General features: G+C 64.2%; 15 protein-coding genes. 8 read left to right on the top strand and 7 right to left on the bottom strand.

Annotation, left to right across the window (positions count from 1 at the left end):
- Together BHQ40_RS22315 and BHQ40_RS22310 are read right to left on the bottom strand one after the other, a co-directional pair.
- Window positions 1–576 (bottom strand): polyprenyl synthetase family protein (locus tag BHQ40_RS22315; protein WP_253183444.1); only part of this gene is annotated, 576 nt, incomplete at its 3' end.
- Window positions 577–614: 38 nt separating this feature from the next.
- Entirely contained in the window at window positions 615–890 is a 276-nt protein-coding gene (locus BHQ40_RS22310) for an exodeoxyribonuclease VII small subunit (protein WP_070157990.1), read from the bottom strand.
- Between the two features lie 192 nt (window positions 891–1,082).
- On the opposite strand from BHQ40_RS22310, the gene BHQ40_RS22305 reads away from it, so the two are divergent.
- The 3 genes from BHQ40_RS22305 (at window position 1,083) to BHQ40_RS22295 (ending at window position 4,357) form a co-directional block, all read left to right on the top strand.
- Window positions 1,083–1,460, top strand: a complete 378-nt coding sequence (locus tag BHQ40_RS22305) for a hypothetical protein (protein ID WP_070157989.1) — start codon at window positions 1,083–1,085, stop codon at window positions 1,458–1,460.
- Window positions 1,461–1,754: 294 nt separating this feature from the next.
- Window positions 1,755–3,926 carry a phosphoribosylformylglycinamidine synthase subunit PurL gene (purL, locus tag BHQ40_RS22300; RefSeq protein WP_070157992.1) on the top strand — a complete coding sequence of 724 codons (2,172 nt, stop codon included), beginning with the start codon at window positions 1,755–1,757 and terminating at the stop codon, window positions 3,924–3,926.
- A gap of 122 nt (window positions 3,927–4,048) precedes the next feature.
- Window positions 4,049–4,357, top strand: coding sequence for a GIY-YIG nuclease family protein (locus BHQ40_RS22295; protein ID WP_070157988.1), 309 nt, complete (start codon window positions 4,049–4,051; stop codon window positions 4,355–4,357).
- Between the two features lie 132 nt (window positions 4,358–4,489).
- On the opposite strand, the gene BHQ40_RS22290 is transcribed toward BHQ40_RS22295, so the two are convergent.
- Window positions 4,490–5,254: a methyltransferase domain-containing protein gene (locus tag BHQ40_RS22290; RefSeq protein ID WP_070157987.1), complete on the bottom strand. Its 765-nt coding sequence runs from the start codon at window positions 5,252–5,254 to the stop codon at window positions 4,490–4,492.
- 102 nt (window positions 5,255–5,356) lie between these two features.
- Between BHQ40_RS22290 and BHQ40_RS22285 the strand changes: the two genes are divergently transcribed.
- The 5 genes from BHQ40_RS22285 (at window position 5,357) to BHQ40_RS22265 (ending at window position 8,478) form a co-directional block, all read left to right on the top strand.
- Complete coding sequence (locus BHQ40_RS22285; protein ID WP_070157991.1) at window positions 5,357–5,767, top strand: hypothetical protein; 411 nt, start codon at window positions 5,357–5,359, stop codon at window positions 5,765–5,767.
- Between the two features lie 92 nt (window positions 5,768–5,859).
- Window positions 5,860–7,053, top strand: coding sequence for a DUF418 domain-containing protein (locus BHQ40_RS22280; RefSeq protein WP_435593931.1), 1,194 nt, complete (start codon window positions 5,860–5,862; stop codon window positions 7,051–7,053).
- 80 nt (window positions 7,054–7,133) lie between these two features.
- Window positions 7,134–7,304, top strand: a complete 171-nt coding sequence (locus tag BHQ40_RS22275) for a (2Fe-2S)-binding protein (protein ID WP_070157985.1) — start codon at window positions 7,134–7,136, stop codon at window positions 7,302–7,304.
- Window positions 7,305–7,410: 106 nt separating this feature from the next.
- Window positions 7,411–7,890 carry a bacterioferritin gene (bfr, locus tag BHQ40_RS22270; RefSeq protein WP_070157984.1) on the top strand — a complete coding sequence of 160 codons (480 nt, stop codon included), beginning with the start codon at window positions 7,411–7,413 and terminating at the stop codon, window positions 7,888–7,890.
- A gap of 264 nt (window positions 7,891–8,154) precedes the next feature.
- A complete protein-coding gene (locus BHQ40_RS22265; protein WP_070157983.1) occupies window positions 8,155–8,478 on the top strand; it encodes a YnfA family protein in 324 nt (107 codons plus the stop codon).
- A gap of 253 nt (window positions 8,479–8,731) precedes the next feature.
- Here the strand turns inward: BHQ40_RS22265 and BHQ40_RS22260 are convergent, their stop codons facing one another.
- From BHQ40_RS22260 to BHQ40_RS22245, 4 genes are all read right to left on the bottom strand, one after another.
- Complete coding sequence (locus tag BHQ40_RS22260) at window positions 8,732–9,169, bottom strand: Hpt domain-containing protein (protein ID WP_070157982.1); 438 nt, start codon at window positions 9,167–9,169, stop codon at window positions 8,732–8,734.
- A 69-nt stretch (window positions 9,170–9,238) separates the two neighbouring features.
- Window positions 9,239–9,475 (bottom strand): sulfurtransferase TusA family protein, encoded by a 237-nt coding sequence (locus BHQ40_RS22255; protein ID WP_425516653.1) that lies wholly within the window; start codon window positions 9,473–9,475, stop codon window positions 9,239–9,241.
- Window positions 9,465–10,832 carry a ribosome biogenesis GTPase Der gene (gene der / locus BHQ40_RS22250; RefSeq protein ID WP_070157980.1) on the bottom strand — a complete coding sequence of 456 codons (1,368 nt, stop codon included), beginning with the start codon at window positions 10,830–10,832 and terminating at the stop codon, window positions 9,465–9,467. The genes BHQ40_RS22255 and der overlap by 11 nt, the downstream gene beginning before the upstream one ends.
- 33 nt (window positions 10,833–10,865) lie before the next feature.
- The coding region (locus BHQ40_RS22245; protein WP_171905926.1) for a PQQ-binding-like beta-propeller repeat protein at window positions 10,866–11,489 on the bottom strand (624 nt) is incomplete at its 5' end.

The following is an 11,489-nucleotide window of genomic DNA, read 5'->3' as shown; positions in this document are numbered from 1 at the left end:
CGCCGCCGCCTCGACGCAATAGCCGATCAGCGCGCCGGTCTTGAGCTGTTGCAGCCGGGTGACGGTCGGCAGGTCGAAGCTCGCCTTCTCCGCCTCCAGGTCCATCATCTGTCCGCCCGCCATGCCCGCCGGGCCGCTGGACAGCGCCAGCGCGCGGATCAGCTCCACCCGCACGAACGGGTCGCTATGCGTGCGCTCGTCGCTCAATATCTCGAACGCGATGTCGTGCAGGCAATCGCCCGCCAATATCGCCGTCGCCTCGTCGAACGCGATATGCACTGTCGGCTTGCCCCGGCGCAGGGCGTCATCGTCCATCGCGGGCAGATCGTCATGGATCAGCGAATAGACGTGAATGCACTCGACCGCGCACCCCACCCGCACCAGCGATTCTTCCGGCAGGCTGAACAGCGATCCGGTGGCGCGCACCAGCAAGGGCCGCAGCCGCTTGCCTCCGCCGATCGCTGCGTGCCGCATCGCTTCATACAGGCGGTGGCGCGGATCGTCCGGCACCTGCAGTATCGCATCGAACAGCGTATCGATGGCCTGCGCCGTCTCCTGCGCCGCCTCGCTCAGCAATGTCGCGCGTGCGCCCCCCGGTGCCAAAACCTGGCTCCTCAGTCCGCGCCGAAGGGCTGGGCACCCCCGATGGCGCCGCTGGCGTCGACCGTCAGCTTCTGGATTTTCGCCTCGGCGTCCTCCAGCCGCTTGGCGCATTGCTTGCGCAGCGCCTCGCCCCGCGCATAGAGCGCGATGGAATCGTCCAGCGGCACGTCACCGCTTTCCAACTGCCGGACGATCTGTTCCAGCTCGCGCAAGGCGGCCTCGAAAGTCAGGGCGGAAAAATCCTGTCCCGACGCATCCTGTCCAGCAAGTTCACCATTTTCGACCATGTGCATGCATTGACGTCCGGCAGGGGCGGGGTCAAGCCTTGGCGGACAGCCATGCGCGCTTCAGCGCGCGTTCATGACGCGCCTGTCATGAAGCCGTCATGCTGCCCTGCAAAATTGCAGGCCGGAAAAGCATAGTTAATGCGCAGTTTTCCATTGACGGTCGATGCTGCAATTGCACATACGGATAATGCTATGAAACTTTATATCCCCTTGCTCGCCGCCGCACCGCTGATGTTCCTTTCCGCCTGCGGCCAGTCCGAACCCGAAGTCGTTGGCGGCCCTGCCGATCCGCTCAAGGATCAGCTTGCGAACGCCTCGGCGGTCAAGCTGCCCCCGTCGGTGAAGAACAGCCGCACCTATCGCTGCAAGGACAACAGCCTGATCTTCGTCGACTTCCTGTCGGACGACACGACCGCGAACCTGCGCCTGGAAAAGAATGGCGCGCCGACCAAGCTGGTCGCGGCGGAAGCGGGCAAGCCCTACACGGCGGAAGGCTTTGAAGTCGACGGCAGCGGCCCGACCATCAACGCCACGGTCCCCGGCAAGAGCGCGCAGAGCTGCAAGGCCTGATCGCACGGCCGGGTCCGCCCCAACGGACCTGACATTCCACACGACAACAGGGTCGGACGCGACAAGCGCCCGGCCCTTTTTCTTTGCGCGCGGCATCATCCATGCCTTCGTCATCCCGGACTTGATCCGGGATCCATGAGCATAAACATGGGTGTAATCATTCAGGCGCAGAGCCAATGGATCCCGGATCAAGTCCGGGATGACAAGCGCGGCGGCCTTGCATTGTCCCAACCAACGTCCGGAAATCCGCACGCCCGGTTGCCCAATCCCCGCGGCCTCGCTAAACGCGCGCACATGTCCAGCACCGCCACCCAGATCACCCCGGAAATCGTCGCCGAGCATGGCCTCAACGAGGAGGAATATGCCCGCGTCCTGAACGCGCTGGGGCGGGAGCCGAACCTCACCGAACTCGGCATCTTCTCGGTCATGTGGTCGGAGCATTGCTCGTACAAATCCAGCCGCATCCACCTGAAGAAGCTGCCGACCGAAGGGCCTCAGGTCATTTGCGGCCCCGGTGAAAATGCGGGTGTCGTCGACATTGGCGACGGGCAGGCGGCGATCTTCAAGATGGAGAGCCACAACCACCCGAGCTATATCGAACCCTATCAGGGCGCGGCGACCGGCGTCGGCGGCATCCTGCGCGACGTGTTCACCATGGGCGCGCGGCCCATCGCCAATATGAACGCCCTGCGCTTCGGCCGGCCCGATCATCCCAAGATGCGCCACCTGATCAGCGGCGTAGTGCGCGGCATCGGCGGCTATGGCAATTGCGTGGGCGTGCCGACCGTGGGCGGCGAGGTGAATTTCCACCCCGCCTATGACGGCAATATCCTGGTCAACGCCATGACCGTCGGCGTCGCCGACACGGACAAGATTTTCTATTCGGCCGCCAGCGGCGTCGGCAATCCCATCGTCTATGTCGGCTCCAAAACCGGCCGCGACGGCATCCACGGCGCGACCATGGCGAGCGCCGATTTCGGCGAGGATTCGGACGCCAAGCGCCCCACGGTGCAGGTCGGCGATCCCTTCACCGAAAAGCTGCTGATCGAGGCGTGTCTGGAACTGATGGCGTCGGACGCCATCGTCGCCATTCAGGATATGGGCGCGGCGGGCCTCACCTCCTCAAGCGTGGAGATGGCCAGCAAGGGCGGCGTCGGCCTGCTGCTCAACATGGACGCCGTGCCGCAACGCGAAACCGGCATGACGGCGTACGAGATGATGCTCTCCGAATCGCAGGAGCGCATGCTGATGGTCTTGAAGCCCGGCCGCGAAGCCTTTGCCGAGGCGATCTTCCACAAATGGGAACTGGACTTCGCGATCATCGGCGAAGTCACCGACACCGGCCGCATGGTCCTTGTCCATCATGGCGAGACCGTCTGCGACATCCCGCTCGCCCCGCTGGCCGACGACGCCCCGCTCTACGACCGCCCGGCGGCCAGCAAGGAAGAGTATAAGGCATGGGCGGGCATCAAGCCGCTCGGCGACATCCCCGAAAGCACGGACATCGCCGCTGACCTGTTGAAGCTCATGGCCTCCCCGGACATCGCCAGCCGCCGCTGGATCTGGGAGCAATATGACCATATGGTCGGCGCAGACACCGTCCAGCGCCCCGGCGGCGACGCGGCCGTCGTGCGCGTCCACGGCACGCAGAAGGGCATCGCGATCAGCACCGACTGCACGCCGCGCTATTGCTATGCCGACCCCTATGAAGGCGGCAAGCAGGCGATCGCCGAATGCTATCGCAACCTGTCGGCGGTCGGCGCAACGCCGCTCGCCGTCACCAACTGCCTCAACTTCGCCAACCCGCAGCGCCCGGAAATCATGGCGCAGTTCACCGGCTGCCTCGAAGGCATGGGCGACGCCTGCCGCGCATTGGATTTCCCCATCGTGAGCGGCAACGTGTCGCTCTACAATGAAAGCAAGGCGACCGGCGGTGGCAGCGCGATCCTGCCGACCCCCGCGATCGGCGGGATTGGATTGCTGGCGGATGTCGACAAGATGGCGACCGTGGCGTTCAAGGCGGAGGGCGATGCTATCTGGCTGCTCGGCGGAGAAGGGACCCATCTTGGCCAGTCCATATGGCTGCGCGAGGTTGCTGGCCGGGAAGATGGAGAGGCGCCGAAGGTCGATCTTGCCCAGGAAAAGGAGTGGGGTGAGGATGTTCGCTGGTTCATCGAAATGGGCAAAGCCAACGCCGTCCATGATATTAGTGACGGCGGTCTGCTGGTAGCGCTTACTGAGATGGCGCTCGCCGGGAATTTGGGTTGTGAACTGACCATCGCACTCGACACAGCTAAGGCATTTGGGGAAGATCAAGGCCGTTATATTCTGGCCGCACCTGCCGACGAATTTTTGGAAAACGCTATCCAGATTGGCACGGTCAGCGGATTTATGGTTGCTGGCGTTTCTCTCGCCGACCTCCGCACTGCGCATGAAGGCTTCTTTCCCGCATTGATGGACGGCTGACCGCCCCTTAACTTCGTCATTCCCGCGAAAGCGGGAACCCATCTATCCCCACACGGCTGGCATGCCTAAGGCACGATAGGTTCCCGCTTTCGCGGGAATGACGGACGGGTTAGCGTCGGCCCATGCCCCGCCAACCCTGCATCTACATCCTAGCAAGCAAACGCAACGGAACGCTCTATATCGGCGTAACGTCCGACCTCATCCAGCGCATCCATCAACATCGCATAGGCGCGGTTCCGGGCTTCACTCAGGACTATGGCGTAAAGCGTCTGATGTGGTTTGAGCAGCACGGCACAATGGATGAAGCAATCATTCGCGAGAAGCGTCTCAAGAAATGGAACCGAGCCTGGAAGATCGCGCTGATCGAGGCGTTGAACCCGCATTGGGATGATCTGGCTATCGGCTTAGGGTTCGAGCGATTGCCGGATTAGACATCCCTCTCCACTTCGTCATTCCCGCGTAGGCGGGAACCTATCTCTCCCCAGACGACTGGCGTGCCGAAGGCGAAATGGGTTCCCGCCTTCGCGGGAATGACGAGAAAAAAACATCCAAGCGGAGTTGGGCTACACCCGCGTCACCCGCGCAAAAACCACATGATATCCATCCCGCGCCCCGCCAGCGTCGAACGCCGCCATCACGCGCCGCAAGTCCCCCGGCGATAGCGGCGTCCGCCCCTCCACCGGCACCACTGCGCCTATGCCCTTGAGATGCGCGATCAGCCCCTTCGCACTCCCGCATTCCAGCACATAGTCCTCGTCGAAGGCGAAGGCGTCCGCTTGGGCCCCCAGCATCGCCTGCACATCCGCCAGCGATGGATAATCCGGCACCCCGGCCACGACCCCGCATGCCGCATGCGCCGCCCGCCATGCCGCGAAGCTCCGCTCCGCCATCGTCGAGAAGATCAGGCTCCCCCCCGGTCGCAGCAACCGCGCCAGCCGCGTCACCGCGCCGGGCAGATCGTCGAACCACTGGAACGCCAGGCTGGAGAGGATCAGGTCGAAATGCGGCCCCTCGAACCAGGGAAACTCGCCATCCATCGGCAGGAACGTGCCCGCGGTCATCGCGCCCTTCGCCGCCTGCCCCACCATCTCGGCCGACAGGTCCGTCGCCACCAGCTCCGCCCCCGGCCAGCGCAGGCCAATCTCCCGCGTCAGCAGGCCGGTGCCGCAGCCAATCTCCAATATCCGCGCGCTGTCGGGGACCTTCAGCAGCCCCGCCAGATCGGCCACCGTCCGCGCCACGATCTTCTGCACCCCGGCATGATCGTCATAGCCCGCCGTCGCCGCGCCGAAGGCAGCGCCTATCCTGTCTTTCCGCGTCGGACTCATGCGATTGGGCCTGACAGAAGCCGCGCATGATTTCCAGTGCCCCGCGATACTGATATGCACGGGCCTTGGCGCTATAGGGGCCATCCGCATAAGGACGCGATTTTGACCGCTGGCTATTCCGGCGCGCCATTGGCGCAGAAGCTGTCCCTGAAGGACGGCATGCGCGTCTGGTTCGACGCGATGCCGGATAGCGTCCGGGCGGAAATCGCCGCCCATGGCCTTTCCTTCGATGAACGCCCCGCCCCCGATGCGCCGCTCGACGCCGCCCATATTTTCGTCACCCGCCGCGCTGATATGGCGGCGAAGATCGTATCCCTCCGTCCCCTCCTCGCTCCCGCCGGTTTCCTGTGGGTCAGTTGGCCCAAGAAGGCCGCAAAGGTCGAAACCGACATTACCGAGGACGCGATCCGCGCAGCCGTCCTGCCCGCGACAGATTTTGTGGATGTGAAGGTCTGCGCCGTTGACGCCGTCTGGTCGGGATTGAAGCTGATGATCCGCAAGGATCGCCGCTGAACCTTGCGGCATGGCGCAAAGCGCTCTAGCCCCGGCCGATGCACGCCAGCGACCGGATTTTCCCCCTAGACGCCCTGCGCGGATTCGCGGTGATGGGCATTCTCCTGATGAACATCGTCAGCTTCGCCATGCCGGAGCAGGCCTATATCAATCCGGCCGCCTGGGGCGGGCAAGGCGCGGCCGACATCGCCGCCTGGGCCATCGCCTGGGTATTGTTCGACGGCAAGATGCGCGGGCTGTTCTCCCTGATGTTCGGCGCGTCGATGCTGCTGGTGATCGACCGGGCGGAAATGTCCGGCGGGGATGGCCGCCGCACCCATATGCGCCGGGCCTTCTGGCTGTTCTGGTTCGGCCTCGCCCATTATCTGCTGCTGTGGTGGGGCGACATATTGATGCTCTACGCCCTTGTCGGGATGGTGGCGCTGCTGTTCGTGGGGAAGGAACCGATCGCGCTGGTCAAATGGGCCTTTGCCGCCTTCGCCCTGCATTTCCTGATCGTCGCGGCCATCATGGCGCCGCTCTACGCCTATCAGCATGCCGCGTCGCAGCCCGGCGCATCCGCCGAAACGGTGCAGGGATTCGCCGCCATGGCCGCCGCGCTGGGCAAGCCCGGCACGCAGGCGATCATGGAGCAGGCCGCCATCTACCGCTCCGGCTTCTCCGCCATATTCGCGCATGAGCTTCATGCCTTCCCGGCCGCCTTCCCCGCGATGCTGCTCTATTTCGGCCTCGATACGCTGGGCTTCATGCTGCTCGGCATGGCAATGCTGAAGGGCGGGTTCCTGACCGGCGGCTGGGATGGGGAGCAATATCGCCGCACCGCCCGGCATTGTTTCCTCATCGGCCTGTCGCCGATGATCGCGCTGGCGGCCTGGGTGCTGCTGTCGGGCTTTGACACGCTCGCCACCTTCGGCGCGCTCATGGCCTGGTCCTTCCCCTTCCGCATTCCCCTGACGGTGGGCTATGCCGCGCTGTTCCAGTGGATCATAGGCCGGGCGCAGGGGCACTGGCTGGTCATCCGCATCGCCGCCGCGGGCCGGGCGGCGTTCAGCAACTATCTGGGCACCAGCCTTGTCATGTGCGCCATCTTCTACGGCTGGGGCCTCGGCCTGTTCGGGAAGGTCGACCGCGCACCGCTCTATCTGTTCGTGCTGCTTGCCTGGGCGCTGATGCTGCTATGGTCGAAGCCCTGGCTGGACCGATTCGCCTATGGGCCGATGGAATGGCTGTGGCGCAGCCTGGCGCGCGGCAAGTTGCAACCGATGCGCAAAAGCGTTCCGCGCTGACACAATTCGGCGCATTAGCCATTCTTTACTATTGCGACCTATTATCACTATCGCTATCTCTGGGTTTCAGGAGAGCGTGCATGGTCGTTTGCGTCTGTAATGCCATTCGGGAAAAGGACCTTCGGGAGGCCGCTCGCGACGGCGCGGACACGCCCTGCAGCGCCTACGCCAAATTCGGCCGCCGTCCGAAATGCGGCCAGTGCGTATCTTTTGCGCGAACCATTATCGCTGCGGAGCGTGCGACTGCCTAGCAGTTGCATCCCAAAAAGTGGCGGAAATCCGCCATTTTTTGCCTTAACAAAAGTGCGTCCAGCCCTTATATAGCGCTCCGACATCAATTGTTCCGGAGCCTATCCCATGAAGGGCGACCTCAAGGTCATCGAATTTCTCAACGAGGCGCTCAAGAATGAGCTGACCGCGATCAACCAGTATTTCCTGCATTACCGCATGCTGAATCACTGGGGCGTCACCAAGCTCGCCAAGTTCGAATATGAAGAATCGATCGACGAGATGAAGCATGCCGACAAGCTGGCGGAGCGCATCCTGTTCCTCGACGGCTTGCCCAACTTCCAGCTTCTGGGCCGCCTGAAGATCGGTGAGACCGTGGAAGAAATCCTGAAGGCCGACCTTGAGCTGGAATATGAGGCGCTGCCGCTGCTGAAGGACGCCATCGCCCATTGCGAGAGCGTGCGCGACTATGTGAGCCGCGACCTGTTCCAGCGCATCCTCGACAGCGAGGAAGAACATGTCGACACGCTGGAAACCCAGTTCGAAATGATCGAGCGCATGGGCATCCAGAATTATATCCAGCTCCAGTCGGAAGCCGCCGAGGACTGATAGCCCGCCTCCTTCCCTCCACCGGGAAAGCGCGAAACAAAAAGCCGCCGGGCGATCCGGCGGCTCTTTTGTTGGCCGGGCCGATGGACTGGCAGAACGAGGTGCCAGGACGGATCGGCGTTCAGCCCTGACGACCTGCAAATGGCCGCCGCCCACCCGTCATTCCCTCCGCCATCCGGCCCGCCCCCCCCTGTGGGAAAGGCTGGCGCGAAGGCCAACGGGAAAGGCTTGCGGTATCGCTGCCGGGCTGTCACCCAACCGGCTATGGCTGTTCTTGCGTATATCGGGGCCGCTCTTGCGGAAATCGCCGGCTGTTTCGCCTTCTGGGCCTGGCTGAAACTGGGCAAGTCGCCCTGGTGGCTGCTGCCCGGCATCGCCTCGCTATGCCTGTTCGCCTATCTGCTGACGCTGGTGGAAAGCGGCAATGCCGGGCGGGCCTATGCCGCCTATGGCGCGATATATATCATGTCGGCGATTTTCTGGCTCTGGGCGGCGGAGGGCGTCAGGCCGGACCGCTGGGACATGATCGGGATGGGCATCTGCCTTCTGGGCGGCGCCGTGATCCTGTGGGGTCCAAGGCCAGCCTGAAGCGCGGTCCGGCAAGCGGGCGCCGCACCTCCTCCTGCGAAAACAGGAGTCCATCCCGAACAGGGAGCCAGATCAAAGCGGGAGGCCGGGTCCCCGCCTGCGCAGGACCGCGCGTCCCTTCACGCGGGACAAGCTCTGGCGCATTCGCACATCGGATGAACCCACCGGATGCCCTGGGCAGCGCGAGAAAACCGCGCCAGCGCCCAATATAGCTATTTATGGGATGCCCCTTCCGTCGCCGGAAGGGTGCGGATCACATGCGGCCGAAGCTCGGCGCAGCGCCTTCGGGACGGCGGCCGAACACCGCGGGCTTGCGGGCGACCAGCGGGCTGCTCGCCTTTTCCAGTTCGACCAGCGTTTCGTTGAAGCAGTTGCGGATCTCGACCACGGTCTCGATCAGCTCCTCCGGGCTTTCATGATATTCGACGCAGCGGCGCGCGACCGTCTCGATTTCCTCGGCCATGTCGCCCAGCCGTTCCGCGCCGAACTGGCGGGATTCGCCCTTCAGCGTGTGGGCGGGCAATACCAGCGCGGTGGCGTTGCGGTTGCGCATCGCCTCCTCGATCGCGAGCACGGATTTGGTGCCGTCCTCCCGGAAATATCCAAGGATGCGGACGAAGCCCGCGCCCAGTTCAGTCCGCGCCTGCGCGAACCCGGCCGGGTCGATCAGCTTTGCGTCCATATGTCCCACGAGGTGCTCCCTGCGGCAATTCCACGTCCCTACCTTCGCACTTGTAAGGCGGGCGCAGTAAACGGCCGGTTAAAGCACCGTTTTGACTATGTTTTCTTTCTCGATGAGAAAACATGGCCCCAGCGGATCGGCAATATCGGTCAGCCGCCAGCCGCTGGCGGCCAATGCGGCCAGTTCTTTCGGGGCATTGGGGTCGTCGGCCCATATCATCACGCGATCGGCCGCGCGCATGGCCTTTGCGGCCCGCAGGGCGGGCCAGGGGCAGCGCATGCCCCGCGCATCGATCCGAACCGGATCAATTATCAAAGGGGTTCTTCGTGCTGCGCAGGGTGAGTCGCACCGGCACCGCGCCAAAGCCCAGTTCGCGCCGGATGCCGTTAACCAGATAGCGTCGATAACTTTCCGGCAGGGCGTCAAGCCGCGTGCCGAACAATACGAAAGATGGCGGCCGCGTCTTGATCTGGGTGATATAGCGCAGCTTGATCCGCTTGCCGCCGGGCGCGGGCGGCGGATTGGCCTCCAGCGCCTTTTCGAACCAGCGGTTGAGCTGCCCCGTCGACACGCGCTGCGACCAGGTGGCCCGGCTTTCGAACGCTACCCGCAGCAACTCGTCCAGCCCCTTGCCGGTATAGCCGGAGACGGTCAGGATCGGCAGGCCCTTCACCTGCGCCAGCCCGTCCTCCAGCGCCTTCTTGATGCCTTGATACAGGCCGGAGCCATTCTCCACCGTATCCCATTTGTTGAGCGCGATGATGAGGGCGCGGCCTTCCTCAATCACCTTGTCGGCGATGCGCAGGTCCTGCGCCTCCAGCCCGCGCGTGGCGTCGAGCAGCAGAACGACCACCTCGGCGAAATTGACGGCGTTCAGGCCGTCGGAAACCGCCAGCTTCTCCAGCTTGTCCTGCACCTTGGCGCGCTTGCGCATGCCCGCCGTGTCGATCAGGCGCACATGCCGGTCCCGCTGGTCGATGTCGGTCCACACCCAGTCGACGGCGATGCTGTCGCGGGTGATGCCCGCCTCCGGCCCGGTCAGCAGGCGGTTCTCGCCCAGATAGCGGTTGATCAGCGTGGACTTGCCCGCGTTCGGCCGCCCGACAATGGCGAGCTTCAGCGGCGCGCTGTCGTCATCCTCGGCGAAATCCTCCTCCGGCTCCTCCTCATCCTCCTCCCGCTCCAGCAGGGGAAGCAGCGCCTGGAACAGATCGGACAGGCCCTGGCCATGTTCGGCGGAAAAGGGGATCGGTTCGCCCAGCCCCAGCCCGAACGCCTCCATGACGCCCGCGTCGGCCGCCTTGCCCTCCGCCTTGTTGGCCATCACCACGACCGGCACGTCATTGCCGCGCAGCCAGCGGGCGATTTCCTCGTCCAGCGGCGTGATGCCCGCCCGCGCGTCGATCATGAACAGGGCGACGTCCGCGCCGTCCACCGCCGCCTGCGTCTGCATCCGCATCCGTCCGGGCAGGGTATTCTCGTCCTCATCCTCATAACCGGCGGTGTCGACCAGCCGGAAATCGAGGCCGAGCAGCGACACGTCGCCCTCCCGCCGGTCGCGGGTGACGCCGGGCTGGTCGTCGACCAGCGCCAGCTTCTTGCCCATCAGGCGGTTGAACAGCGTGGACTTGCCCACATTGGGCCGCCCGACAATGGCTACTACGGGCAGCATATGCGTGCCTTGCTTCCTTCTTTGCGCGTGGCCTTATTTCAGGGCCATAAGCTTGCCGTCATCGGCAAGGATATACAGCGTCCTGTTCGCCACCACCGGGGACAGCGACATCGGATGATGCATGTCGATCGGTTCGGCGGCCTTTCCGGTCTGCGGATCGACAGTGACCATATCACCCAGCGTCGAGACCAGATACAGTCTGTTGCCCGCCAGCAGCGGCCCGGTCCAGCGCACCGCGCCGGACTTTTTCTTGACCTTCTTGAAGCGCTGGAGCTGGCTGATCCAGCGGATCTTGCCCGTCGCCCGCGCAACGCAGAGCAGCTTGGCGTCGTCGGTCACCACGAACACCCACTCGCCGACCACGGCCGGGGTGGAAATGCCCGCAATGTTGATTTCCCAAAGGCGCTGGCCGCTGACCAGTTCGTAGGACGCCATGCGCCCGCCCTGCCCGATGGCGAACACGCGGCCGCGGTCGATCACTGGGTCGGCGTCGATATCGGCCAGCGAGGCGACCGAGGTCGAGATGCTGGTGCGCGACAGCGCGTCGCCCCACAGCGACCGGCCATTTTCATACCGATAGGCGGAAAGCTCGCCGGAGCTGTATCCCGCGATCACCGTGCCCTGCCCTGCGGCGGGCGCGGCGACGCCGAACACGCC

Source organism: Sphingobium phenoxybenzoativorans (assembly GCF_001757355.1).
In the GTDB taxonomy this organism is placed as follows: Bacteria; Pseudomonadota; Alphaproteobacteria; order Sphingomonadales; family Sphingomonadaceae; genus Sphingobium; species Sphingobium phenoxybenzoativorans.
The sequence above is the reverse complement of the archived record's forward strand: the minus strand, read 5'-3'. Positions and strand labels throughout refer to the sequence as shown.

Excerpts from the sequence above, each read along its gene's own strand:
- der (WP_070157980.1), bottom strand. The coding sequence starts at position 10,832 with ATGCTGCCCGTAGTAGCCATTGTCGGGCGGCCCAATGTGGGCAAGTCC.
- BHQ40_RS22295 (WP_070157988.1), top strand. The coding sequence starts at position 4,049 with ATGCCCCGCCAACCCTGCATCTACATCCTAGCAAGCAAACGCAACGGA.
- BHQ40_RS22280 (WP_435593931.1), top strand. The coding sequence starts at position 5,860 with ATGGGCATTCTCCTGATGAACATCGTCAGCTTCGCCATGCCGGAGCAG.
- BHQ40_RS22310 (WP_070157990.1), bottom strand. The coding sequence starts at position 890 with ATGGTCGAAAATGGTGAACTTGCTGGACAGGATGCGTCGGGACAGGAT.
- BHQ40_RS22275 (WP_070157985.1), top strand. The coding sequence starts at position 7,134 with ATGGTCGTTTGCGTCTGTAATGCCATTCGGGAAAAGGACCTTCGGGAG.
- BHQ40_RS22305 (WP_070157989.1), top strand. The coding sequence starts at position 1,083 with ATGAAACTTTATATCCCCTTGCTCGCCGCCGCACCGCTGATGTTCCTT.
- BHQ40_RS22265 (WP_070157983.1), top strand. The coding sequence starts at position 8,155 with ATGGCTGTTCTTGCGTATATCGGGGCCGCTCTTGCGGAAATCGCCGGC.
- bfr (WP_070157984.1), top strand. The coding sequence starts at position 7,411 with ATGAAGGGCGACCTCAAGGTCATCGAATTTCTCAACGAGGCGCTCAAG.
- BHQ40_RS22290 (WP_070157987.1), bottom strand. The coding sequence starts at position 5,254 with ATGAGTCCGACGCGGAAAGACAGGATAGGCGCTGCCTTCGGCGCGGCG.
- purL (WP_070157992.1), top strand. The coding sequence starts at position 1,755 with ATGTCCAGCACCGCCACCCAGATCACCCCGGAAATCGTCGCCGAGCAT.